Annotated in this window: 25 protein-coding genes; 7 read left to right on the top strand and 18 right to left on the bottom strand. The window is 66.7% G+C overall.

Annotation, left to right across the window (positions count from 1 at the left end; translation table 11 throughout):
- The first annotated feature begins 23 nt into the window (after positions 1-23).
- Genes folP through FHT32_RS08995 form a run of 3 tightly spaced genes read left to right on the top strand, consistent with a single transcriptional unit; the run spans position 24 to position 2,670 of the window.
- Positions 24-842, top strand: a complete 819-nt coding sequence (gene folP, locus FHT32_RS09005) for a dihydropteroate synthase (protein WP_176664383.1) — start codon at positions 24-26, stop codon at positions 840-842.
- Positions 839-2,176 carry a phosphoglucosamine mutase gene (glmM, locus tag FHT32_RS09000; protein ID WP_176664271.1) on the top strand — a complete coding sequence of 446 codons (1,338 nt, stop codon included), beginning with the start codon at positions 839-841 and terminating at the stop codon, positions 2,174-2,176. The genes folP and glmM overlap by 4 nt, the downstream gene beginning before the upstream one ends.
- Positions 2,173-2,670, top strand: coding sequence for a GNAT family N-acetyltransferase (locus tag FHT32_RS08995; RefSeq protein ID WP_176664270.1), 498 nt, complete (start codon positions 2,173-2,175; stop codon positions 2,668-2,670). The genes glmM and FHT32_RS08995 overlap by 4 nt, the downstream gene beginning before the upstream one ends.
- 80 nt (positions 2,671-2,750) lie before the next feature.
- Here FHT32_RS08995 and FHT32_RS08990 read toward each other — a convergent pair whose 3' ends face one another.
- From FHT32_RS08990 to lexA, 9 genes are all read right to left on the bottom strand, one after another.
- On the bottom strand, positions 2,751-4,022 hold the full coding sequence (locus FHT32_RS08990; RefSeq protein WP_176664269.1) for an acyl-CoA dehydrogenase family protein: 1,272 nt from the start codon (positions 4,020-4,022) through the stop codon (positions 2,751-2,753).
- 28 nt (positions 4,023-4,050) lie between these two features.
- The gene (locus FHT32_RS08985) at positions 4,051-5,157 is read right to left on the bottom strand and encodes a phosphotransferase (RefSeq protein ID WP_176664268.1); all 1,107 of its coding nucleotides are present in this window, start codon (positions 5,155-5,157) and stop codon (positions 4,051-4,053) included.
- Between the two features lie 50 nt (positions 5,158-5,207).
- Positions 5,208-5,927, bottom strand: coding sequence for a Crp/Fnr family transcriptional regulator (locus FHT32_RS08980; protein WP_093202289.1), 720 nt, complete (start codon positions 5,925-5,927; stop codon positions 5,208-5,210).
- A gap of 77 nt (positions 5,928-6,004) precedes the next feature.
- Positions 6,005-6,787, bottom strand: a complete 783-nt coding sequence (locus FHT32_RS08975) for an oxepin-CoA hydrolase, alternative type (RefSeq protein WP_176664267.1) — start codon at positions 6,785-6,787, stop codon at positions 6,005-6,007.
- Between the two features lie 33 nt (positions 6,788-6,820).
- A complete protein-coding gene (locus FHT32_RS08970) occupies positions 6,821-8,341 on the bottom strand; it encodes a 3-hydroxyacyl-CoA dehydrogenase (RefSeq protein WP_176664266.1) in 1,521 nt (506 codons plus the stop codon).
- A 150-nt stretch (positions 8,342-8,491) separates the two neighbouring features.
- Entirely contained in the window at positions 8,492-9,649 is a 1,158-nt protein-coding gene (locus tag FHT32_RS08965; protein WP_176664265.1) for an MFS transporter, read from the bottom strand.
- The gene (locus tag FHT32_RS08960; RefSeq protein ID WP_093202278.1) at positions 9,646-10,653 is read right to left on the bottom strand and encodes a D-2-hydroxyacid dehydrogenase family protein; all 1,008 of its coding nucleotides are present in this window, start codon (positions 10,651-10,653) and stop codon (positions 9,646-9,648) included. The genes FHT32_RS08965 and FHT32_RS08960 overlap by 4 nt, the downstream gene beginning before the upstream one ends.
- Before the next feature lie 89 nt (positions 10,654-10,742).
- Positions 10,743-11,123, bottom strand: a complete 381-nt coding sequence (locus FHT32_RS08955) for a hypothetical protein (protein ID WP_176664264.1) — start codon at positions 11,121-11,123, stop codon at positions 10,743-10,745.
- A 144-nt stretch (positions 11,124-11,267) separates the two neighbouring features.
- Positions 11,268-11,951 carry a transcriptional repressor LexA gene (lexA, locus tag FHT32_RS08950; RefSeq protein ID WP_019652457.1) on the bottom strand — a complete coding sequence of 228 codons (684 nt, stop codon included), beginning with the start codon at positions 11,949-11,951 and terminating at the stop codon, positions 11,268-11,270.
- 73 nt (positions 11,952-12,024) lie between these two features.
- Here lexA and FHT32_RS08945 point away from each other — a divergent pair, with 73 nt between their 5' ends.
- On the top strand, positions 12,025-12,990 hold the full coding sequence (locus FHT32_RS08945; RefSeq protein ID WP_176664263.1) for an asparaginase: 966 nt from the start codon (positions 12,025-12,027) through the stop codon (positions 12,988-12,990).
- Positions 12,991-13,035: 45 nt separating this feature from the next.
- Here the strand turns inward: FHT32_RS08945 and adk are convergent, their stop codons facing one another.
- The 6 genes from adk to FHT32_RS08915 all read right to left on the bottom strand — a co-directional run bounded on the left by adk (position 13,036) and on the right by FHT32_RS08915 (position 16,839).
- Positions 13,036-13,692: an adenylate kinase gene (gene adk, locus FHT32_RS08940; protein ID WP_176664262.1), complete on the bottom strand. Its 657-nt coding sequence runs from the start codon at positions 13,690-13,692 to the stop codon at positions 13,036-13,038.
- 130 nt (positions 13,693-13,822) lie between these two features.
- Positions 13,823-14,596, bottom strand: coding sequence for a 3-deoxy-manno-octulosonate cytidylyltransferase (kdsB, locus tag FHT32_RS08935; RefSeq protein WP_176664261.1), 774 nt, complete (start codon positions 14,594-14,596; stop codon positions 13,823-13,825).
- On the bottom strand, positions 14,593-14,775 hold the full coding sequence (locus tag FHT32_RS08930; protein ID WP_176664260.1) for a Trm112 family protein: 183 nt from the start codon (positions 14,773-14,775) through the stop codon (positions 14,593-14,595). The genes kdsB and FHT32_RS08930 overlap by 4 nt, the downstream gene beginning before the upstream one ends.
- Positions 14,756-15,769: a tetraacyldisaccharide 4'-kinase gene (gene lpxK / locus FHT32_RS08925; protein WP_176664259.1), complete on the bottom strand. Its 1,014-nt coding sequence runs from the start codon at positions 15,767-15,769 to the stop codon at positions 14,756-14,758. Before lpxK ends, FHT32_RS08930 begins: the two co-directional genes overlap by 20 nt.
- Positions 15,770-16,195, bottom strand: coding sequence for an ExbD/TolR family protein (locus FHT32_RS08920; protein ID WP_371132158.1), 426 nt, complete (start codon positions 16,193-16,195; stop codon positions 15,770-15,772). It lies immediately after the preceding gene.
- A gap of 11 nt (positions 16,196-16,206) precedes the next feature.
- The gene (locus tag FHT32_RS08915; protein WP_093202257.1) at positions 16,207-16,839 is read right to left on the bottom strand and encodes a MotA/TolQ/ExbB proton channel family protein; all 633 of its coding nucleotides are present in this window, start codon (positions 16,837-16,839) and stop codon (positions 16,207-16,209) included.
- A 313-nt stretch (positions 16,840-17,152) separates the two neighbouring features.
- Here FHT32_RS08915 and xseA point away from each other — a divergent pair, with 313 nt between their 5' ends.
- Both xseA and FHT32_RS08905 read left to right on the top strand, forming a co-directional pair.
- The gene (xseA, locus tag FHT32_RS08910; protein WP_176664257.1) at positions 17,153-18,466 is read left to right on the top strand and encodes an exodeoxyribonuclease VII large subunit; all 1,314 of its coding nucleotides are present in this window, start codon (positions 17,153-17,155) and stop codon (positions 18,464-18,466) included.
- A gap of 49 nt (positions 18,467-18,515) precedes the next feature.
- Positions 18,516-19,097 carry a superoxide dismutase gene (locus FHT32_RS08905; RefSeq protein ID WP_176664256.1) on the top strand — a complete coding sequence of 194 codons (582 nt, stop codon included), beginning with the start codon at positions 18,516-18,518 and terminating at the stop codon, positions 19,095-19,097.
- 70 nt (positions 19,098-19,167) lie between these two features.
- On the opposite strand, the gene FHT32_RS08900 is transcribed toward FHT32_RS08905, so the two are convergent.
- From FHT32_RS08900 to FHT32_RS08890, 3 genes are all read right to left on the bottom strand, one after another.
- Entirely contained in the window at positions 19,168-19,638 is a 471-nt protein-coding gene (locus FHT32_RS08900; RefSeq protein ID WP_176664255.1) for a DUF192 domain-containing protein, read from the bottom strand.
- A 97-nt stretch (positions 19,639-19,735) separates the two neighbouring features.
- Positions 19,736-19,993, bottom strand: coding sequence for a hypothetical protein (locus tag FHT32_RS08895; RefSeq protein ID WP_371132149.1), 258 nt, complete (start codon positions 19,991-19,993; stop codon positions 19,736-19,738).
- Positions 19,994-20,089: 96 nt separating this feature from the next.
- Complete coding sequence (locus tag FHT32_RS08890) at positions 20,090-20,413, bottom strand: cell envelope biogenesis protein TolA (RefSeq protein WP_126020304.1); 324 nt, start codon at positions 20,411-20,413, stop codon at positions 20,090-20,092.
- 219 nt (positions 20,414-20,632) lie between these two features.
- Between FHT32_RS08890 and icd the strand changes: the two genes are divergently transcribed.
- Positions 20,633-21,892: an NADP-dependent isocitrate dehydrogenase gene (gene icd / locus FHT32_RS08885; protein ID WP_176664254.1), complete on the top strand. Its 1,260-nt coding sequence runs from the start codon at positions 20,633-20,635 to the stop codon at positions 21,890-21,892.
- Positions 21,893-22,059: the final 167 nt, after the last annotated feature.

Raw genomic sequence — 22,059 nt, 5'->3', positions numbered from 1 at the left:
TCGACCTCGCGCAGCCGCGCGTGATGGGCATCGTCAATGTCACGCCCGATTCCTTTTCCGACGGCGGTGCTCATGCTTCCACCGAGACGGCCCTTCGGCACTGCGAGCAGCTGCTGAAGGAGGGCGCCGACATCCTCGACATCGGCGGCGAATCGACCCGTCCCGGCAGCCCGGCGGTGCCGCTCGATGCCGAACTGGCGCGCGTGCTGCCGGTGGTGCGCGAGGCGGTGAAGCTGAACGTGCCGATCTCCATCGACACCTACAAGCCCGAGGTCATGCGCGCCGTGCTCGACCTGGGCGCGGACATCGTCAACGACATCTGGGCGCTGCGCCAGCCGGGCGCGCGCGAGGCGGTCGCCGCCCATCCCTCGTGCGGCATCTGCCTGATGCACATGCACCGCGATCCGCAGACCATGCAAGCCGTGCCCATGGCTGGCGACGTGATTCCCGAAGTGCTGTCATTCCTCTCGGCGCAGGTGCAACTCCTGCGCGAGAAGGGCGTCGATTCCTCGCGCATCACGCTCGACCCCGGCGTGGGCTTCGGCAAGACGGTGGCGCAGAACTTCGCCTTGCTTGCGCGGCAGCGCGAGCTGCTCGCGGGAGGCTACCCGCTGCTGCTGGGCTGGTCGCGCAAGTCGTCGATCGGTGCGGTCACCGGCATCGAGGCGGCGGGAGAGCGCATCGTGCCCAGCGTCGCGGCTGCCGTTTTGGCTGCGGATCGTGGCGCGGCCGTGGTGCGCGTCCACGACGTACGCGACACCGTCGCCGCACTCGCCGTATGGCACGCCATGAAGGCGCAAGAGTCACAACAACAAACACAAGGACAGGTACTCACACCATGACCCGCAAATATTTCGGCACCGACGGCATCCGCGGCACCGTGGGCAAGGCGCCCATCACTCCCGACTTCGTCCTGCGCCTCGCTCACGCCGTGGGCCGCGTGCTCAAGAAGACGCAGTCGCGCCCTACGGTGCTGATAGGCAAGGACACGCGCATCTCTGGCTACATGCTCGAATCCGCGCTCGAATCGGGCTTCAACTCGGCCGGTGTCGACGTGGTGCTGCTCGGCCCGCTGCCGACGCCCGGCGTGGCCTATCTCACCCGCGCGCAGCGTGCGAGCCTGGGCGTGGTGATCAGCGCCAGCCACAACGCGTATCCGGACAACGGCATCAAGTTCTTCAGCGCCCAGGGCACCAAGCTCGACGACGCCTGGGAGCTGGCCGTCGAGGCCGCACTGGAAGAAGACCCGGTGTGGGTCGATTCCGCCAACCTCGGCAAGGCGCGCCGCCTCAACGACGCGCCCGGCCGCTACATCGAGTTCTGCAAGAGCACCTTTGCCAACGACCTGACGCTGCGCGACATGAAGCTGGTGGTCGATGCGGCACACGGTGCCGCCTACCAGGTGGCGCCGAACGTGTTCCACGAGTTGGGCGCGGAAGTGACCAGCATCGGCGTCGCGCCGGACGGGCTGAACATCAACAAGGGCTTCGGCGCCACGCACCCCGAGGCGCTGATCGCCGCGGTGACGGCGCAGAAGGCCGACTACGGCATCGCACTCGACGGCGACGCCGACCGCCTGCAGCTGGTCGACGCGAGCGGGCGCCTCTTCAACGGCGACGAGTTGCTGTACCTCATGGTGTCCGAGCGCATCGCGCGCGGCGACAAGCCGGTGGGCGTGGTCGGCACGCTCATGACCAACAAGGCCGTCGAAGTTGCCCTGCGCGGGCAGGGCATCGAGTTCGTGCGCGCCAAGGTCGGCGACCGCTACGTGCTCGAAGAGCTCGACAAGCGCGGCTGGCTGCTGGGCGGCGAGGGCTCCGGCCACCTGCTGGCGCTCGACCGCCACACCACCGGCGACGGCATCGTGAGCGCGCTGCAGGTGCTGCAGGCCTGCGTGCGCAGCGGCAAGACGGTGGCGCAGCTGCTCGAAGGCGTCACGCTGTTCCCGCAGACGCTCATCAACGTGCGCATCTCACCCGACCTGGACTGGAAGACCAACAAGGCACTGGCCAGCGAAACCGAGCGCATCGAGGCCGAACTCGGCGATTCCGGCCGCGTGCTGATCCGCGCGAGCGGCACCGAGCCGCTGGTGCGCGTGATGGTCGAGGCCCGGGATGCGAAGCAGGCCGAATCCTGCGCCAGGCGCCTTGCGGCGACGCTGGAGCCCGCGCGATGACGTCAGCAGCGGCGCCGATCGAAGTCTTGATCGCCGACTACCGCAACGCCGCCCACGCAGCCGCGCTGGTCGATCTTCTCGACGCCTATGCCAGCGACCCGGCCGGCGGCGGCAAGCCGCTCGATGCCACCGTGCGCGAGAGCCTGCCGGCCGAGCTGGCTGCGCGTCCCCAAGCCTTCAGCGTGCTGGCGTATGAGGGCGACCAGCCCGTGGGCCTTGTCAACTGCATCGAGGGCTTCTCGACCTTCGCCGCCAGGCCGCTGGTCAACGTCCACGACGTGGTGGTGCTGCCCAGCCATCGCGGGAAACGCGTGGCGCAGAGGATGTTCGCGCTGGTGGAGCAGGAAGCCCGCAGGCGCGGTGCCTGCAAGCTCACGCTGGAGGTGCTGTCGGGCAACGCACCGGCGCTGCGCGCCTACGAACGGGAAGGCTTCGCGGGTTACCAGCTCGACCCAGCGTTCGGTACCGCCGTCTTTCTTCAGAAGAAGCTCTGAAAAGAAAAGGGCCGAGGCGAATTCATCGCCGTCGGCCCTCACCCCAGCCCTCTCCCCAAGGGGAGAGGGAGCAAGTCGAATCAGAAGCGCGTCACCGGCATTTCGGCGTCGGCCTTGCCCGGCGCGTACTTGCCCAGCTCCCACTTGGCGATCGCGTTGCGGTGCACTTCGTCCGGACCGTCCGCGAAGCGCAGCGTGCGTGCGCCGGCATAGGCGGCAGCCAGCGGGAAGTCGTCGCACATGCCGCCGCCGCCGTGGACCTGCATGGCCCAGTCGATCACCTGGCAGGCCATCGAGGGCGCCACCACCTTGATCATGGCGATCTCGTTCTTGGCGACCTTGTTGCCGGCCACGTCCATCAGCCATGCGGCCTTCAGCGTGAGCAGGCGGGCCATGTCGATCTTGCAGCGGGCCTCGGCGATGCGCTCTTGCGTCACGGTCTGCGAGGCGACGGTCTTGCCGAAGGCCACGCGGGAGGAGGCGCGCTTGCACATCAGTTCCAGCGCGCGCTCGGCCAGGCCGATCAGGCGCATGCAATGGTGGATGCGGCCGGGGCCGAGGCGGCCCTGGGCGATTTCGAAGCCGCGGCCTTCGCCCAGCAGCATGTTGCTGGCGGGCACGCGCACGTTCTCGAAGTACATCTCGACGTGGCCGTGCGGTGCGTCGTCGTAGCCCATCACGTTCAGCGGGCGCACGATGCGGATGCCCTTGGCGTCGGCCGGCACCACGATCATGCTCTGCTGCGAGTGGCGCGGCGCCTCGGGGTCGCTCTTGCCCATGGTGATGAAGACCGCGCAGCGCGGGTCGGCCGCGCCCGAGATCCACCACTTGTGGCCGTTGATGACGTACTCGTCGCCCTGGCGCTCGATGCGCGTGGAGATGTTGGTGGCGTCGCTCGAGGCCACCTCGGGCTCGGTCATGGCGAAGGCCGAGCGGATCTGGCCTTCGAGCAGCGGCTTGAGCCAGCGGGCCTTGATGTCTTCGGAGCCGTAGCGCGCGATGGTCTCCATGTTGCCGGTGTCGGGCGCCGAGCAGTTGAAGGCCTCCGAGGCCCATGGCACCCGGCCCATGATCTCGGCCAGCGGTGCGTATTCCTGGTTGGTCAGGCCCGCGCCTTCGTAGCCCGAGGCGGCTGCGCTGTCGACCGGCAGGAACAGGTTCCACAGGCCCTGGGCCTTGGCCTTTTCCTTGAGCTTCTCGACTGTCTTCAGCGCCGACCAGCGCTTGCCGGCTGCCGTGTTGGCGGCCAGTTCGGCGTGGTACTCGGCTTCGGCCGGATAGATGTGGTCGTCCATGAATGCCTGGACGCGTTTCTGCAGGTCCTTGGTCTTGGCCGAGTATTCGAAGTCCATCTTGTCTCTCCTGGTGGGGTGGGGCGGCTTATGCCTTTTGGGCAAACTGCCAGGCCATGTCGGCCATGGGGCGGGCGCCGCGGGCAGAAGCCACGGCTTGCTCGCTCGACGCGGTACCGGCCTCGACCCGCTTGGCAATGCCTTGCAGGATCGCGGCCATGCGGAACAGGTTGTAGGCCTGGTAGAAGTTCCAGTCGGGCGCGAGCGCCTCGGGCGTGCTGATGCGGGTGCGCTCGCAGTAGCGGCGGATGTATTCGTTCTCGGTGGGGATGCCCAGCGAGGCGACGTCGACACCGCCGATGCCGCGCCCGGTGGTCGGGGGCATGTGCCACGACATGCAGTGGTAGCTGAAGTCGGCCAGCGGGTGGCCGAGCGTCGACAGTTCCCAGTCGAGCACGGCGATGATGCGCGGCTCGGTGGCATGGAACATCACGTTGTCGAGCCGATAGTCGCCATGGACGATCGACACCTTGCTCTCGTCGCGCGCGCTCGCGGGCATGTGCGCGGGCAGCCAGTCGATCAGCCGCTCCATGGCCTCGATGGGCTGCGAGAGCTCGCCCGCGCCGTCGGCCGAGGCCTTGTACTGCTTGCTCCAGCGGCCGATCTGGCGCTCGAAGTAGTTGCCGGGCTTGCCGTAGTCGGCCAGGCCGCGCGCCGCGAAGTCGACGGTGTGCAGCGCCGCGATCACGCGGTTCATCTCGTCGTAGTGGGCGGCGCGCTCGGCGTTGCTCATGCCGGGCAGCGACTGGTCCCACAGCACGCGGCCCTGCATGAACTCCATGACGTAGAAGGCGCGGCCGATCACGCTCTCGTCCTCGCACAGGCAGTACATGCGCGGCACGGGCACGTCGGTGCCGGCCAGGCCGCTCATCACCTTGAACTCGCGCTCCACCGCGTGGGCCGAGGGCAGCAGCTTCGCGACCGGGCCCGGCTTTGCGCGCATCACGTAGCTCTGCGTGGGCGTGACCAGCTTGTAGGTCGGGTTCGACTGGCCGCCCTTGAACATCTCGACCGTCAGCGGGCCCTTGAAACCGTCGAGGTTCTTCCCGAGCCAGGCCGCGAGCGCATCGATGTCGAAGGCGTGCTGTTGCGAGACGGCACGGGTGCCGATGAAGGAGGAGAAGTCCTGGCTCATGTCGGTATGTTTGTCTGCCTGTGGCTGTTGTTCTGCTTGTATTTGTCGCTCTAGCTCTCAGCTTCCGAGACGCGCATGAGCGCCGAGCGGTCGAGCACCACGAGGCCGCCCGGCTCGATGCGGATGGTGCCCTCGCGCTCCATGGTCTTGAGCTCCTGGTTGACCCGCTGGCGCGACGCGCCCAGCAGCTGCGCCAGTTCTTCCTGCGCCAGTTGCAGGCCGATGCGCATCTGGCTGCCGTCTTCCAGATTCGGCACGCCGTAGCTGCGCACCAGGTGGATGAGCTGCTTGGCCAGCCGCGCGCGCAGGGGCAGGGTGTTGAGGTCTTCCACCAGCCCGAAGAGCGTGCGGATGCGCCGCGCCTGCAGCCGCATCAGCGCCTCGTACAGCTCCACGTGCGAGGCCAGGATCTTCTGGAAGTCGGCGCGCGCCACGCACAGGATGGTGGTGTCGCCGTGCGAGTAGGTGTCGTGCGTGCGCCGGTCCCCGTCGAACATCGCCACGTCGCCGAACCAGATGCCCGGCTCCACGTAGGTCAGCGTCACCTGCTTGCCCGAGACGGCCGTCGAGCTCACCCGCACCGCGCCCTTGGCGCAGGCGATCCAGTGTTCGGGCGGATCGCCGCGGGCAGCGATCAGGTCGCCGTCCTTGTAGCGTTTGACGAAGGCGCATCGGAGGATGTCGTGCCGCAGCGATGGAGAAAGGGAAGAAAACCAGCGACCACTGTTGATCGCTTCACGTTCTTCGATGGTAAGAATGGGGTCGTCCATTGGTCTGTCCTCTCGGCGACTGGAAAGCTGATGGGTGTCACGGGAGCGACGCCGTCCGGCGCTGCTCGGTTACTGGGCTATTCGTACTGCGGCGGTTTCTTCTCGAGGAACGCGGCGATGCCGATGCCCGCGTTCGCGTGGTGCAGGTTGCGCACGAAGTGGTCTCGCTCCTGCGCGAGCTGCGATGCCAGCGTGGCGCCCCGGGCCTCGCTCAGCAGCTCCTTGATGCTGGCCAGCGAGTTCGGCGCGCGCGCATTGAGCCGGCCCGCCAGCGCCAGCGCGCCCGCGAGGGCCTGGCCGCTTTCGGTGAGCTCGTTGACGAGGCCCAGTTCGTGCAGGCGCGAAGCCGCGATGCGCTCGCCGTTCATCAGCCATTCGCTCGCAAGCTGGCGCGGCAGCTGCCGGCCCAGGTGCCAGCTCAGGCCGCCGTCGGGCGAAAGCGCCACGTTGCTGTACGAGGCCGCGAAGACAGCATCGCGCGCCGACACCACGAAGTCGCAGGCCAGCGCAAGCGAGAAGCCCGCGCCGGCGGCCGCGCCCTCGACGGCAGCGATCACCGGCTTGGGAAAGGTGCGGATCGAGTCGATCCAGTTGTGTAGGCCCTCGATGCTCTCGGCTTGCACCGAGCGGTCGAGCTGCCGATTGGCCAGCAGCCGCTGCAGCGAGCCGCCGGCGCAGAACCATGAGCCTTCGCCCACGATGACCACGCTGCGGATCTCCGCGCTGTTCTCGGCGCCGTTGAGCGCCTCGATGCCCGCCGCGTAGATGTCGGGACCCAGCGCGTTGCGCTGGCTGGGGTTGGAGATCGTCAGCACCATGGTGCTGCCCTCGCTCGTGCTCTTGAGTTCTGCTGTGCTCATGGCTCGGTTCCGTGCTCCTCGTTTATTTCGCGATCATTCTTCTTCGTGCAGCAGGCTCAGGCCCAGCGCGCCGCGGCGGCGCAGCCACGGGCTCGGGCGATAGCGCGGGTCGCCATACACCGTCTGCAGGTTGAACAGCACCTCGAGCATGTTGGTCGGGCCGTAGAGGTTGCCCATGGCCAGCGGGCCGCGCGGATAGCCCAGGCCCAGCTGCACGGCGGTCTCGAGGTCGGCCGGCGTGCACACGCGCTGCTGGCACATGTCGGCGGCGATGTTGACGATGGTGCCGATCACGCGCTGCGTGACGAAGCCGCCGCTGTCGCGGATCACGCTCACGGCTTTGCCGTCGCGTGCGAAGAGGGCGTGCGCGGCATCGCGGATGTCGCGGCGCGTGGCCGGGTTGGTGGCGAGCACGCGGCGCTTGGTGGCCGCGTCGTCGATCAGCATGTCGATGCCGATGGTGCGGGTGGCGTCCAGGCGCTCGACGGCGGCCACCGTGGTCACGTCGAAACCCAGCGGCGCGACCAGGATCAGCGATTGCGGCGCGGCAGTGGCGCCGCTGTCGATCTGCGCGCCCAGCGTGTTCACCAGGCGAAGCAGTTCGGCACGACGTGCCGCACGCGGCGACACCCACACTGAAGGCGTGCCCTCGACCACCGGCGCGGGCGCTTCGGGCACCTGCTGCATCACCCCGTCGTTGTAGCGATAGAAGCCTTCGTTGGTCTTGCGGCCCAGCGCGCCAGCGGCCAGGCGCTGCGCGGTGATCACGCTGGGGCGGAAGCGCGGCTCTTCGAAGTACTGGTGGTAGATCGACTCCATCACCGGGTGCGACACGTCGAGCGCCGTCAGGTCCAGCAGCTCGAAGGGGCCGAGGCGGAAGCCGGCCTGGTCCTTGAGGATGCGGTCGACGGTCGCGAAGTCGGCCACGCCTTCGCCCACGATACGCAGCGCCTCGGTGCCGTAGCCGCGGCCGGCGTGGTTGACGATGAAGCCCGGCGTGTCCTGCGCCTGCACTGCGCTGTGGCCCATCTGCGTGGCGTAGCCGGCGAGCTGCTTGCAGACCTCGGGCGCGGTCTTGAAGCCCGCTACCACCTCGACCACCTTCATCAGCGGCACGGGGTTGAAGAAGTGGAAGCCGGCGATGCGCTCGGGGTGCTTCAGCCCTGCGGCGATGGCCGTCACCGAGAGGGAGGAAGTGTTGGTGACCAGCGTGGCGGTCTCCGTCACCACGCCTTCGAGTTCGCGGAACAGCTTGCGCTTGACTTCCAGGTCTTCGACGATGGCTTCGATCACCAGGTCGCAGCCCGCCAGGGCCTGGACCGAATCGACGGATTTCACGCGGGCGATGTACGCATCGCGCATGGCCGCGTCGATCTTGTTCTTCTCGTGCAGCTTGTTCCATTGGGCGCAGAGGGCTTCGCGCCCGCGCTCGGCGGCGCCCGCGAAGCTGTCGAGCAGCAGCACCTCGCTGCCCGCCTGTGCGGCGATCTGCGCGATACCGCGCCCCATGGCGCCGGCGCCGACGACGCCGATTCGGGAGTAGTTCACTGTCATTTGCTGGAGATTTTCACTGGTTGGGTGGTATCCGGGCCTGCGGGGCAGGCGTCGACACAGGTGCCGTACGCATCGGCACCGCTGTCGAAGTCTTCGATTTTGCAGCCCCGCGCGGGCGGGGCGTGACGGGTTTTACGCGGGGGCGCGCTTTCAGGGCGCACGACGGCTGCGGTCGATGGCCACGCTGAGCGAAATGGCGATGAGCACCAGGCCGAGGCCGACCCAGCTCATCCAGGCACCGGCGTCGTTGGCGAGCAGCCAGCCGCCGAGCGCCGCGCCGACGGCCTGGCCGGTGTAGATGCCGGAGCTGTTGAGCGCCACCGAGCCCGGCGCGAGCGCGGGCGCAAGGCCTACCAGCCGGGCCTGCTGCGCCGAATTCGTGGAGAAGCAGCCCAGGCCCCAGGGCACGAGCACGACCGCGAGCCAGGCAAGCGTGGAAGCCAGCGGCCACAGCAGCAGGCTGGCGGCGATCAGCACCGTCGTGACCAGCACCATGCGGCCGGCACCCACGCGGTCGATGTACCGGCTGACCACCATGTTGCCGACCAGCCCGCAGGCGCCGAAGAGCGCCCACATCACGCTCAGCGTGGTGGCGTCCGCGCCGAAGCTCTGCTTGAGGATCGGGCCGAAGTAGCTGAACAGCACGAACTGGCCCGCGCCCTGCAGTGCCGTGACCGACACGATGCCCATCAGCACGGGGCTGCGCAGCACGCGCGACCATGCGGCGGCCGTCAGCGCGGCGGGCTTGATGCCGTTCGGCAAGGTGAGCCAGATCGATGTCGCGCTCGCGACACTGAGCAGCGCGATGGCGGCGAAAGCCATGCGCCAGCCCAGGTGCCCGCCGATCAGCGCTCCGATGGGCAGCCCCAGCACCGAGGCCATCGACCACCCGAGAAAGACGAAGGTCACGGCGCGCCCGCGGTGCTCGGGCGGCACCAGCAGGCCGGCGCAGGCGGCAGCCTGGGGTGTGAAGATGGCTGGCGCGATCACCGTGAGCATGCGCACCGGCAGCAGCGCGCCGAAGCTCGGCATCAGCGCGCAGAGAACGTGGCCGGCCGCGTACCAGAGCAGGGTGAGGGCCAGCAGCTGCCGGCGGTCCCAGCCTGCGACCGCGGCAGCCAGCAGCGGTGCACCGATGCACATGACCGCCGCAGCGGCCGTGATGAGTTGCCCCGCCGTGGCGGCCGTGACCGAGAGCGAGGCGCTGATCTCGTTGAGCGTGCCGGGCACGACCATCACGCCCGTGCCGATCACGAAATTGCCGACGAGCAGCGCCCAGAGCGCACCCCTGGACGCTGGCCGGCTCACCGGCGGACCTGCAGCGCGCCGGGATTCACGATGTTCGTGGGGTTGCCGTTGATGTAGCTCACGACGTTGTCGAAAGCCTGGCCGAAGTAGCTCTCGTAGCTTTCCTGCTCGACGTAGCCGATGTGCGGCGTGCAGATGCAGTTCTCCAGGCGCAGCAGCGCGTGGCCCTGCAGCGGCGGCTCGCTCTCGAACACATCGACAGCCGCCAGCCCGGGGCGCCCGCGGTTGAGCGCCGCGAGCAGGGCGTCGGCCTCGACCAGTTCCGCACGCGAGGTGTTCACGAACAGGGCGGTCGGCTTCATGCGCGAGAGGTCTTCCAGCGTGATGAGGCCGTTGGTCTCTTCGTTGAGCCGCAGGTGCACCGACAGCACGTCGGCCGCGGCGAAGAACTCGTGTCGGTTCTGTGCCACCTGGAAGCCATCGGAACGCGCCTTGGCGCAGCTGGCTTCACGGCCCCAGATCACGACCTGCATGCCGAAGGCCTGACCGTAGCGCGCGACCAACTGGCCGATGCGGCCATAGCCCCAGATGCAAAGCGTCTTGCCCTTGAGCACCGAGCCGATGCCGAAGTTGGGCGGCATGGAGGCCGACTTGAGCCCCGACTGCTGCCAGGCGCCATGCTTGAGGTTGCTGATGTACTGCGGCAGCCGGCGCATGGCGGCCATGATGAGCGCCCATGTGAGTTCGGCAGGCGCCTGCGGAGAGCCGGAGCCTTCCGCCACGGCCACGCCTCGCTCGGTGCAGGCCGCGACATCAATGTGTCCGGCAACGCGCCCGGTCTGGGAAATGAGCTTGAGCTTGGGGAGCTTCTCGATCAGCTGGCGCGAGATCTGGGTGCGCTCGCGGATCAGCACGATCACGTCGGCGTCCTTGAGGCGAACCGATAGCTGCCCAATGCCCTTCACCGTGTTGGTATAGACCTTGGCCGCGTATGCGTCCAGCTTGGAAGCGCAGCGCAGCTTGCGTACGGCGTCCTGGTAATCGTCGAGGATCACAATGTTCATGGCACGCCATTGTGCCTCGCAGCATTGGAATGTCGCGCCTGCGAACGTTTGGATACCCACCCCGAAGCCGCTCGCAGGGCCGTTCGGGCTCAGTGCAGGCGGGTCGAGCGCGGTGCCGTGGCCATGGTTTCGGCGGCCTCGAGCGCGGCCAGTCGGTCGAGCTCGGCGCAGACATCGGCCATGCGGCCGGAGATTCGGACGCGATTGCTGCTGCACTGCCTGTTCTTGTCGTCGACGACGCGGACCACTCGCAACGGGCGTGCTGGCACGGTGGCCGCCTGGCTGGGCGAGGCACTGCCACCCGAGCGGGCCGTGCAGGCGGGGCGCACCGCTACATAGCGCAGTCCGGCAGAGGATTCGGTCGTGTCGATGTGATTCCCGCGACGATCGCGACGTGCCGGCATCAGGCGGCTGGCCAGCGATTGCAGCGGCATCCAGATATCGGCGATGGCGAGGAGGGCGATTCCCATGTGAACTCCAAGAAAGTAGAGGTTGAACACAGGCAGGATTTCTTGAATCGGCCGCGACAGGGTGATGGCGACTCTTCGCCATACGCCCGCCACCTGTCGAGGCCGGATGGGGATGTGTGCTGCAGAAAGCAGGCCGCCCGGTGCCTACATCAGCATGGTGTTTCGGATGAGTCCGACAGCGAGGCCTTCGATCTCGAAGGGCTCTCCGGGCTGCACGATGATGGTCGGGTAGTCGGGGTTCTCGGCGTGCAGCTCGATGACCTGCTTGTTGCGCTTCAGGCGCTTGACGGTCACCTCGTCGCCGAGTCGCGCGACCACGATCTGGCCGTTGCGCGCCTCCTTGGTGGCCTGCACTGCGAGCAGGTCGCCGTCCATGATGCCGGCGTCGCGCATCGACATGCCGCGCACCTTGAGCAGGTAGTCGGGCTGGCGCTGGAACAGCGTGTTCTCGACGTAGTAGGTCTGGTCGACGTGCTCCTGCGCCAGGATCGGCGAACCTGCCGCGACGCGGCCGATGAGCGGCAGCGCAAGCTGGGCCATGCCGGGCAGCGAGAGCGAGAACTGGTTGCCTTCGCGATGGCGCGTTTCGTTGAGCGAGCGCAGCGCGTCGCCCTTGAGGCGGATGCCGCGCGAAGTGCCGCTGACGAGTTCGATGACGCCCTTGCGCGCCAGCGCCTGCAGATGCTCTTCCGCGGCGTTGGCTGACTTGAAGCCGAGTTCGTTGGCGATCTCGGCGCGGGTGGGCGGCGCACCGGTACGTGCGATAGCGCTCTGGATGAGATCCAGGATCTGCTGCTGGCGGGCTGTAAGCTTCACGGCGAACTGCATATGTGGTTCCTTGCGGTACTGGCTGGATATCCAGTGGCTGTATTTTTAACCAGTTTTTTTAAGTTGACAAGCCATGGTCAATTCCTCTTCGCCTGAATTGCGCCGACGTGTGGTGGTTCTGGGTACCGGCGGCACCATCGCGGGCCGGGCCGCCAGCAGCGACGACAACATCGGCTACACCGCCGCGCAGGTGGGCGTGGCCGACCTGCTGGGCGGTATCGAGGCGCCTGCCGGCGTGACCCTAGAGGCCGAGCAGGTGGCCCAGGTGGACAGCAAGGACATGTCCTTCGACATCTGGCAGCAGTTGGCCCGACGCTGCGCGCACTGGCTGGCGCAGGCCGATGTGGCCGGCGTGGTTATCACGCACGGCACCGACACCATCGAGGAGACGGCGTTCTTCCTGCACTCCGTGCTGGCACCATCCAAGCCCGTGGTGCTCACCTGCGCGATGCGTCCGGCCACCGCCCTGTCGCCGGACGGGCCGCAGAACGTGCGCGATGCGATCGGCGTCGCAATGACGCAGGGCGCCCAGGGCGTGACGGTGGTCTGCGCCGGCGCCGTCCACGGCGGCGTCGACATCCAGAAGGTGCATACCTATCGGCTCGATGCCTTTGCCTCAGGCGATGCAGGACCGATCGGCTATGTCGAGGAGGGAGAAGTCCGCCTCGTTCGCGCCTGGCCGCAGGGGCAGGCTGTGTCGGCGGCGAAGGTCCTGGCGGCGACCGCGGTGCAGTGGCCCCGGGTGGAGATCGTGATGAGCCATGCCGGTGCCAGCGGGGCGGTGATCGATGCGCTCCTGCTGCCTGGGGGCGCGGAGCCCCTGCGCGGGCTGGTGCTTGCCACTACCGGCAACGGCACCCTTCACCATGCTCTGGAGGCGGCTGCGCTCAGGGCGCAGGACGCCGGTGTCTCGGTGGTCAGGGCGACGCGTTGCACCAGCGGGCGCATCCTCCCGAAGGCCGGCGATCCGCTGCGCGATGCAGGCGCACTGACGCCGGTCAAGGCGCGCATCGCCCTGATGCTCGAACTGCTAGGGTGAAAACGAAACCGCCCCTGTCGAAGGGGCGGTTTTCTTGGAGTCAGGTCAGCTGCTCAACGCGGCCAAGGCCCGCTGCGTGATCTCGTCGACCGTGCCCACGCCCTTGATGGCGCGGTACTTCGGCGCTGCGGCCGGATCTGCCTTCGCCCAGGCGGAGTAGTAGTCGACCAGCGGACGCGTCTGCTGGCTGTACACCTCAAGCCGCTTGCGCACGGTTTCTTCCTTGTCGTCCTCGCGCTGGATCAGGTCCTCGCCGGTCACGTCGTCCTTGCCTTCCACCTTGGGCGGATTGAACTTGACGTGGTAGGTGCGGCCCGAAGCCGGGTGCGAACGGCGGCCGCTCATGCGCTCGATGATGTCGCTGAAGGGCACATCGATCTCGAGCACGTAGTCGAGCTTGACTCCGGCCGCCTTCATGGCGTCGGCCTGGGGGATGGTGCGGGGGAATCCGTCGAAGAGGAAGCCGCCGGCGCAATCGGGCTGCGCGATGCGCTCCTTCACGAGGTTGATGATCAGGTCGTCGCTGACCAGCGCGCCGGCGTCCATGACCGCCTTGGCCTGCAGTCCGAGCGGGGTGCCGGCCTTGACGGCTGCCCGCAGCATGTCGCCGGTCGAAATCTGGGGAATGCTGTACTTCTGGCAAATGAAGGCCGCTTGCGTGCCTTTGCCCGCCCCGGGCGCGCCCAGCAAAATTAGTCTCATGGTGTCCTCGGACGGTTCTTAGATCTTGTGTCGCGCCGTGCATCGGCCCCGTGGCTGGGCAAGGCGGAGTTGTTTCGAGGATAGCATGCGTGCCCTTGGGGAAATCCCGCTCCTGCAGCCGCCGGGACGCTCAGGCGCCTGCGGCTGCGAAGACCGCGCGCACGCGCGCCAAGTCTTCGGGCGTGTCGATGCCGGGGCCCGGCGCGACATGGCTCACATGCACCGCGATGCGATGGCCGTGCCACAGAGCGCGCAGTTGCTCGAGTGCTTCCGTCGACTCGACGGGCGCCGGGGGCAGCGAAGGAAAGCGCCGCACGAAGCCCGCGCGATAGCCATAGATCCCGATGTGGCGCAGCGGCGCAGGGGCGGCGGGCAACACGGCAGGCGCGGCACCGTTGGCGGAGCCGTCGCGCCACCATGGAATGGGCGCGCGGCTGAAGTACATCGCGTTGCCTTGTGCGTCGAGCACGACCTTCACCACGTTGGGATTCATGAAGTCGCCCACCGAATCGATCTCGTGGGCCGCGGTGCTCATCGCCGCTTCGGCGTGCGTGGACAGTGTGCTCGCCACCGCATCGATCAGCGCCGGGTCGATCAGCGGCTCGTCGCCCTGCACGTTGACGACGATGTCGTCGCCATCGAGCCCGAGTTGTTCGCAGGCTTCTGCCAGCCGGTCGGTGCCGCTGGGATGGTCCTGGCGCGTCAGGACGACCTCGACACCATGCGCCTTGCAAGCCTCGATGATGGATGGATCGTCCCCCGCGACCACCACGCGCGCCGCGCCGGATTCGCCGGCACGCTGCGCCACGCGCACGACCATGGGCACGCCGGCGATATCGGCGAGAGGTTTGTTGGGAAGCCGTGTCGACGCCAGCCGCGCCGGAACCAGAACGGTGAAGCTCACAGCCCGAGCTCTTCGTCGGAGAGCGTGCGCGCCTCGTTCTCGAGCAGCACCGGAATACCGTCGCGCACCTGATATGCCAGGCGGGCGCTGCGAGACCACAGCTCCTGCTTCTCGGGGTTCCAGGTCAGCGGCCCCTTGGTGACGGGGCAGACGAGCAGTTCAAGCAGCTTGGTATCCATCGAGCGATGATAGCTTTGCGTCGAGGGCGGCGAAGAATTCCGCGGAAGGCACGAACTCCAGCGGCACGGCCAGCGCATCGGGAGCCTTGCGCCAGAGCTTGACGGCGTCCTTTTCAGTGCAGACGAGAGGCATGTCCGCGCCAGACGGGGGCTGCCAGCTCTCGAAATCGAAGTGATCGGGCAACGCGATGGTGTCGGCGAGCGTCAGGCCGCGGTTCCGCAGCATCTCGAAGAAAGCCTCGGGCCGGGCGATCGCCGCCAGAGCGGTCAACGGCCGGCCTGCAAGGGAGGCCAGCGGTACGCGTTTTCCATCGCTGCCCAAGGCGTCGCTCGCGAGCGACCGGGTGGCGGTATGGCCTCCTGCGAAGGCCGGTCGCGATCCGCTGTGCAGCACCAGGTCGCAGCGTCGTGGCCAGGCTTCGCGCAGCGGGCCCGCGGGCAATCGCCAGCCGTTGCCGATGCCCCGGTCGTCGAACACGCAGATCTCGATGACGCGCCCGAGCGCCAGATGCTGCAGTCCGTCGTCGCTCACGATGACCTGCGTGGCCGGATGCCGTTCGAGCAGCGCGCGTGCGGCATCGATGCGCTGGCGCGCGACGAACACCGGCGCGCCGGTGGCGTGATGGATCAGTGCAGGCTCGTCGCCCACATCCCGCGGATCGCTGTCGCCGAGCACTTCGCGGCAGTCGTCGGTGCGGCGGCCATAGCCTCGCGACACCACGCCGACCTGCATTCCCCGCGACTGCAGGTGCCGGACGACGGCCATCACGACCGGCGTCTTGCCGGCGCCGCCCGCAATCACGTTGCCGACCACGATCACCGGCACACGCACGCGTTCGGTCTTCAGCCATCCCGCGCGATAGAGCAGGCCGCGCACCGCGAACAGCGCGGCATAGACAAGAGACAGCGGCCACAGCAGGCAGGCCAGGAGGCCGCGGCGCAGCCAGGCGTCCTGCAGGCGCGAACCCGTGTTTCTGCTGCCGCCGTTAGGCACTCAGTGCCCGGCTTGTGCCGTCGACTGGGCCGCGAAGGTGATCTGCATCAGGCCGGCACGGCGCGCGGCTTCCATCACCGTCACCACGGCCTGGTGCGGGCTGGTCGCGTCGGCGCTGATGATCACCACGCTGTCCTTGCCACCGGTGGCCGCGGCGGCGAGGGCGGCCGTCACGCTTTCCACGCTCCGGTCGGCCACGGGGTTCTTGTTGACCGAGTAGCGGCCATCGGCCGACACCGCCACGATCACTTCCTTTGGATAGTCGCGCTGCGCATCGACGTCCGCCGTGGGCAGCCGCAGCTGCATCTCGGTGAACTTGCTGTAGGTGGTCGACAGCATCAGGAAGATCAGGATCACCAGCAGCACGTCGATGAACGGGATCAGGTTGATCTCCGGCTCGTCGCGCGCGCCGTGGCGGAACTGCATGCGGGCGCGGCTCATTTGCGCAGTGCGTTGAGATGGCGCGCGAAGCGCTCGCCGGAGAGCTCGAGGTTCAGCAGGTACTCGTCGACCCGGCTGCGGAAGTAGCGCCAGAAGATCAGCGTCGGGATGGCCACGATCAGGCCGAAGGCGGTGTTGTACAGCGCGATCGAGATGCCGTGCGCCAGTTGCGCCGGGTTGCCCGAGCCCACCGCGCCGCTGCCCGGCGACTGCGAGCCGAAGATCTCGATCATGCCGATCACGGTGCCCAGCAGGCCCAGCAGGGGGGCTGCCGAAGCGATGGTGGCCAGCGCCGGCAGGTAGCGCTCGAGCTTGTGCGCCACGGTGCGGCCGGAGGCCTCCATGGCGGCGCGCAGGTCGTCTTCGGTGCAGCGCGGATTGGCGTTCAGCGCGCGCAGGCCGGCGGCCAGGACCTGGCCGAGCATCGAGTTGCGTTCGAGTTTGGTCACGACGTCCGGACCGGGAATGGCTCCGTGCGACGCGGTGATGGTTTCGTCGAGCAGCTTCGGCGGCAGTACCCTCACGGTCTTGAGACTCGTGAAACGTTCTATAACCAGCGCGAGCGCAATGACCGAACATGCGAGCAAGGGCCAGATCGGCCAACCCGCGGCAACTATGATGGAAAACAAGAAAATCCTCCGGCCCGTAGACTGCAAATGCGCGGCGATTATCCACTGAGCCCACCATCGTCACGCGCCTTGTTTTTGTGTCAGCAAGGACGCACAGATTCTGTGGATAACTTTGTGATTAACCTGCTGCGCAACTCGCCGCGACCCGCATGGGGTGGCCTTTTCGCTGGATCGACTGAATTTTGAGCAGCACTTTTTTCAATGAAATCAATGGCTTGCACGAGAAACCGTGCGCCTGTCCTGCCCTGGGGGCCGAAGCTGGGGGCCATGCCGCCCGTTGTGGAAGAGTGGCATCCGGCCGAGCGGGCGTTTTGTGAACTTGCGTGAACCGAATTCCGCGCCCGGGCCGCGAGTCTGGGCTGTCGGCGCCTTGTGCCGCGCGGTTGCCGACGCGCTCGACGCCCGCTTCAACCCGGTGACGGTGCGTGGCGAGATATCCGGCTTTTCGCGCGCCTCAAGTGGACATTGTTACTTCGCGCTCAAGGACGAATCCGGCCAGCTGCGCTGCGCGATGTTCCGCCGCGCCGCCGGGCTGCTCGACTTTTCGCCACGCGACGGCGATCAGGTCGAGGTGCGCGGGCGACTTGCGGTGTACGAGCCGCGCGGCGATCTGCAACTGGTGGTCGAGAGCCTGCGGCGCGCGGGGCAGGGCGCGCTGTTCGAGCAGTTCATGCAGCGCAAGGCGCGCCTGGAGGCCGAGGGCCTGTTCGATCCGGCGCGCAAGCGGGCGTTGCCGACCATGCCCCGCTCGATCGGCATCGTCACATCGCTGGGCGCTGCTGCCTTGCACGACGTAGTCACTGCGCTGCGAAGGCGTGTTCCACACATTCCGGTCGTGCTTGCCCCGGCGGCGGTGCAGGGGGCCAACGCGCCGGGCGAACTGGTGCGGGCGCTGCAGTCGCTCTATGGCCTCGCGCCCGCTGTCGACGTGATCCTGCTGGTGCGCGGTGGCGGTTCCATCGAAGACCTCTGGGCCTTCAACGATGAGGCGCTGGCTCGCACCATCGTGCAGAGTCCGGTGCCGCTGGTCAGCGGCGTGGGGCACGAAACCGACTTCACCATCGCCGATTTCTGCGCCGACCTGCGCGCGCCTACGCCCACGGCCGCAGCGGAACTGGTGAGCGCGCCTCGCGACGTGTGGCTCGGTGCGCTCGATCTGCTCGAGGAGCGGCTCGGCGACGCGCTGGGCAGTCGCCTCGACGTGCTCGGACAGCGTCTGGACCAGGCCGCGGGGCGCCTCGGCCGGCCTTCGAATCTGGTGACTCGCCAGCAGTTGCGGCTTGCGCATCATGCGCAGCGGCTTCGCTACAGCGTGATGTCCAGAAGGGAGCGGCTGACGCAGTTGCCGCGCCAGATCGCCGCTGACTTTCCGCTGAAGATGGGGCGCGCGGTCGTGCAGCGTCGCGATCGGCTGGAGCGCGTGGCCCTGCGCATGCGATTGCTCGATCCGGCACTGGTCTTGCAGCGCGGCTATGCGTGGCTGACCGATACAGATGGTCATGCGATCGTCAGCGCCACGCAACTCGCACCGGGCGATGCGGTCAAGGCGCGGCTCGCCGATGGCGAGGTCGACCTGACCGTCGCTTTGGGCGGCGCGACGGGAACGCGTCCGACGCCGTCTCGATAATTACTTCCTAGAATCCTTTATTCCCACAACCAACCCACGAGAAAAAACCATGGAACATGTGCTCCCACCCCTGCCGTACGCCCTGGACGCACTGGCACCCGAGTATTCGAAGGAAACCCTCGAGTACCACTACGGCAAGCACCACAACGCCTACGTGGTGAACCTCAACAACCTGCAAAAGGGCACCGAGTTCGAAACGCTGACGCTCGAAGAGATCGTCAAGAAGTCCAGCGGCGGCATCTACAACAACGCCGCGCAGATCTGGAACCACACTTTCTTCTGGAACTGCATGAAGCCCCAAGGCGGCGGCGCTCCCACCGGCGCGCTGGCCAAGGCCATCGAAGCGAAGTGGGGCAGCTACGACGCCTTCAAGGAAGCCTTCGTGAAGTCGGCCGTGGGCAACTTCGGCTCGGGCTGGACCTGGCTGGTGAAGAAGCCCGACGGCACCGTGGACATCGTGAACACGGGCGCAGCCGGCACGCCGCTGACGACCGCCGACACCGCGCTGCTGACGGTGGACGTCTGGGAGCACGCCTACTACATCGACTACCGCAACCTGCGCCCGAAGTTCGTCGAGACCTTCCTGGCCAAGCTGGCCAACTGGGACTTCGCCGCCAAGAACTTCGGCTGATCCCGCGTTCTGCCAAAAACGAAAAAGCCGACCATGGGTCGGCTTTTTGTTGGCTATGGGCGGCAGGCGCTCATCGTTTGCCGGCTGCGAACAGCTCGCCGCCGAGCTTGGCGCCCTTCTTGATGTTCTTCTTGGCAAACCAGCCCTGGTTCATTTCGAGCACGTAGCGCACCGGCTCCTGCGAGCAATGCGTGTTCTCGGTCATGGGCTGCATGTCGGCCAGGTTGACGATGCGGCCGTCGTCGGCAACGAAGGCGGCGGTCAGCGGAAGGATCGTGTTGCGCATCCAGAAGCACTGCGTGGCGGGCTGCTCGAACACGAAGATCATCCCTTCGGCCTGGGGCATCTCCTTGCGGAACATCAGGCCGATTTCACGTTGAAGAGGGGTTTGCGCAACCTGCGCGTCGATCTTGTACAGGCCGACCGACAGTTGGGTGCGTGGCAGGTCCGTCTGGGGTTGCTGCTGGGCATGTGCCTGCATCGTGAACGATGCGGATGCGAGGAGCAGGGAGAGCAGGGCGGCGAGACGCTTGATGAGCATCGGACGACTCTTTCAGGGCGGGGCCAGGGCCCGGCCTGGATTAAAAATGCCAATAAAAATGCCCGCTGATGCGGGCATTGCCGGTGAGCGGGGAAGCTTACACCTTCTTGGCGGCGGCCGTGTGGGCCTTGGCAATGTGGCGAACCTTGTGCTTCTTGGCAGCAGCGTGCTTCTTGACGGAAGCGTGCTTGGCAGCCTTGGCTGCGGGAGCCGGAGCTGCCGTGGTGGGCTCGGCTTGTTGAGCGAAAGCGCCGACGGCGAAGAGACCGGCGACCAGGGCTGCGAGCAGCTTGTTCATGAACATATCCTTTGAAATTCGTTGATCTGGATTGGCCTTCTTGCGGAAGGTAGACATTCAACGGAGGCCGTTTTCAGCGGTTGACAGGACAAAGCTGCTTTCGCACGAAAAAAAAGCGCTCCGAAGAGCGCTTCTTTTGCGGGGCAGGCCGAATTACTTCGGGGTGCCGCCTTGGGTCGACTTGCGCTTGACGCTGCCGTCCTTGTTGCGACGACGCTGGTCGCGGGTTTCAGCACGCTTCTCGCCGGAGGCCGCAGCCTTGTCGGCACCGATGGCGCCGCCTTCGGGGGTCTTGGCTTCGTCGCCAGCCGGAGCCTTGACCTGGCCAGCGGGCTTGGCAGCCTTCTTGGCTTCGGCGCGTTGCTGCGACTTGCTGTTGGTGGCGTTGCCTTGCTCGGGCGTCGTACCGGCCGGGTTCTGGGCGTAGGCGCCAGCGGCGAACAGGCCGGCGATCATGACTGCGAGAATTTTGCTCATTGGTGATTCCTCTATCGAGAATTGGTTGGAAACGCCTCCCGGCGAGCAGAAGGTCAGCCACTAACGACGCCGTTGGGCCGCCGGTTGACAAACGCTTGCTGATGGGTTGCGTCTAAAATGTACAGCGATTTGTTCGCCGGCTGTACAGCGGAATACGCGCCGTGTCTGAATTCGCTGACAGTTCTTAAAAGTACGTCGATCCCGGAGCCTTCCCCTCTCATGACCAGTTATCAGCACATCAAAGTCCCGACCGAAGGCCAGAAGATCACGGTCAACGCCGACAACTCCCTCAATGTGCCTGACCAACCGATCATTCCCTTCATCGAGGGCGATGGAACCGGCCTGGACATCACGCCGGTGATGCTGAAGGTGGTGGACGCTGCGGTGGCAAAGGCCTACGGCGGCAAGAAGAAGATCCACTGGATGGAGGTCTACGCCGGCGAGAAGTCGACCAAGGTCTACGGCCCCGACGTCTGGCTCCCCGAGGAAACGCTGCACGCCGTGCGCGACTACGTGGTCTCCATCAAGGGCCCGCTGACCACGCCAGTCGGTGGCGGCATCCGCTCGCTGAACGTCGCGCTGCGCCAGGAACTCGACCTCTACGTGTGCCTGCGCCCCATCCAGTATTTCGAAGGCGTTCCGAGCCCGGTGCGTGAACCGCACAAGACGAACATGGTGATCTTCCGCGAGAACTCCGAAGACATCTACGCCGGCATCGAGTTCGAAGCCGAGAGCGAAAAGGCGAAGAAGCTCATCAAGTTCCTGCAGGACGAAATGGGCGTCAAGAAGATTCGCTTCCCCGAAACCTCGGGCATCGGCGTCAAGCCGGTGTCCCGGGAAGGCACCGAGCGCCTGGTGCGCAAGGCGCTGCAATACGCCATCGACAACGACAAGCTCAGCGTCACCCTGGTGCACAAGGGCAACATCATGAAGTTCACCGAAGGTGGCTTCCGTGACTGGGGTTACGGCCTGGCGGCCAAGGAGTTCGGTGCCGAACTGATCGACGGCGGCCCTTGGATGAAGTTCAAGAATCCCAGGACCGGCAAGGAAATCACCGTCAAGGACAGCATCGCCGATGCATTCCTGCAGCAGATCCTGCTGCGTCCGGCCGAATACAGCGTGATTGCCACGCTCAACCTCAACGGCGACTACGTTTCCGATGCCCTGGCCGCGCAGGTCGGCGGCATCGGCATCGCCCCGGGCGCGAACCTGAGCGACACCGTCGCCATGTTCGAGGCCACCCACGGCACGGCTCCCAAGTACGCCGGCAAGGACTACGTGAACCCCGGTTCCGAGATCCTTTCGGCCGAAATGATGCTGCGCCACATGGGCTGGAAGGAAGCCGCCGACCTGATCATCAGCTCGATGGAGAAGTCGATCGCCAGCAAGAAAGTCACCTACGACTTCGCCCGCCTGATGGACGGCGCGACGCAGGTGAGCTGCTCGGGCTTCGGCCAAGTGATGATCGACAACATGTAGTTGCCGCGCTTCGACGTCCTGGCGGCGTCGCGGCAACACGAGGAGCCCTTGAACTTCCGGAAGGAATTCAAGGGCTTTTTGCTGCTTTTTCAGTCAATTGCCGCAGGCTTTTTTGCCTAAAACTCCTGCCTGGCATGCCGTTGCGGAAATACTGTCGCAGCGGCCGC

Origin of the sequence: Variovorax sp. SG517 (genome assembly GCF_013376045.1) — a bacterium.
In the GTDB taxonomy this organism is placed as follows: domain Bacteria; phylum Pseudomonadota; class Gammaproteobacteria; order Burkholderiales; family Burkholderiaceae_C; genus Variovorax.
The sequence above is the reverse complement of the archived record's forward strand: the minus strand, read 5'-3'. Positions and strand labels throughout refer to the sequence as shown.

What these genes read in the sequence shown, in the direction of transcription:
- folP (WP_176664383.1), top strand. Translation starts at nt 24, where the DNA reads ATGGGCATCGTCAATGTCACGCCCGATTCCTTTTCCGACGGCGGTGCT.
- glmM (WP_176664271.1), top strand. Translation starts at nt 839, where the DNA reads ATGACCCGCAAATATTTCGGCACCGACGGCATCCGCGGCACCGTGGGC.
- FHT32_RS08995 (WP_176664270.1), top strand. Translation starts at nt 2,173, where the DNA reads ATGACGTCAGCAGCGGCGCCGATCGAAGTCTTGATCGCCGACTACCGC.
- FHT32_RS08990 (WP_176664269.1), bottom strand. Translation starts at nt 4,022, where the DNA reads ATGGACTTCGAATACTCGGCCAAGACCAAGGACCTGCAGAAACGCGTC.
- FHT32_RS08985 (WP_176664268.1), bottom strand. Translation starts at nt 5,157, where the DNA reads ATGAGCCAGGACTTCTCCTCCTTCATCGGCACCCGTGCCGTCTCGCAA.
- FHT32_RS08980 (WP_093202289.1), bottom strand. Translation starts at nt 5,927, where the DNA reads ATGGACGACCCCATTCTTACCATCGAAGAACGTGAAGCGATCAACAGT.
- FHT32_RS08975 (WP_176664267.1), bottom strand. Translation starts at nt 6,787, where the DNA reads ATGAGCACAGCAGAACTCAAGAGCACGAGCGAGGGCAGCACCATGGTG.
- FHT32_RS08970 (WP_176664266.1), bottom strand. Translation starts at nt 8,341, where the DNA reads ATGACAGTGAACTACTCCCGAATCGGCGTCGTCGGCGCCGGCGCCATG.
- FHT32_RS08960 (WP_093202278.1), bottom strand. Translation starts at nt 10,653, where the DNA reads ATGAACATTGTGATCCTCGACGATTACCAGGACGCCGTACGCAAGCTG.
- FHT32_RS08955 (WP_176664264.1), bottom strand. Translation starts at nt 11,123, where the DNA reads ATGGGAATCGCCCTCCTCGCCATCGCCGATATCTGGATGCCGCTGCAA.
- lexA (WP_019652457.1), bottom strand. Translation starts at nt 11,951, where the DNA reads ATGCAGTTCGCCGTGAAGCTTACAGCCCGCCAGCAGCAGATCCTGGAT.
- FHT32_RS08945 (WP_176664263.1), top strand. Translation starts at nt 12,025, where the DNA reads ATGGTCAATTCCTCTTCGCCTGAATTGCGCCGACGTGTGGTGGTTCTG.
- adk (WP_176664262.1), bottom strand. Translation starts at nt 13,692, where the DNA reads ATGAGACTAATTTTGCTGGGCGCGCCCGGGGCGGGCAAAGGCACGCAA.
- FHT32_RS08930 (WP_176664260.1), bottom strand. Translation starts at nt 14,775, where the DNA reads ATGGATACCAAGCTGCTTGAACTGCTCGTCTGCCCCGTCACCAAGGGG.
- FHT32_RS08920 (WP_371132158.1), bottom strand. Translation starts at nt 16,195, where the DNA reads ATGCAGTTCCGCCACGGCGCGCGCGACGAGCCGGAGATCAACCTGATC.
- FHT32_RS08905 (WP_176664256.1), top strand. Translation starts at nt 18,516, where the DNA reads ATGGAACATGTGCTCCCACCCCTGCCGTACGCCCTGGACGCACTGGCA.
- FHT32_RS08900 (WP_176664255.1), bottom strand. Translation starts at nt 19,638, where the DNA reads ATGCTCATCAAGCGTCTCGCCGCCCTGCTCTCCCTGCTCCTCGCATCC.
- FHT32_RS08895 (WP_371132149.1), bottom strand. Translation starts at nt 19,993, where the DNA reads ATGTCTACCTTCCGCAAGAAGGCCAATCCAGATCAACGAATTTCAAAG.
- FHT32_RS08890 (WP_126020304.1), bottom strand. Translation starts at nt 20,413, where the DNA reads ATGAGCAAAATTCTCGCAGTCATGATCGCCGGCCTGTTCGCCGCTGGC.
- icd (WP_176664254.1), top strand. Translation starts at nt 20,633, where the DNA reads ATGACCAGTTATCAGCACATCAAAGTCCCGACCGAAGGCCAGAAGATC.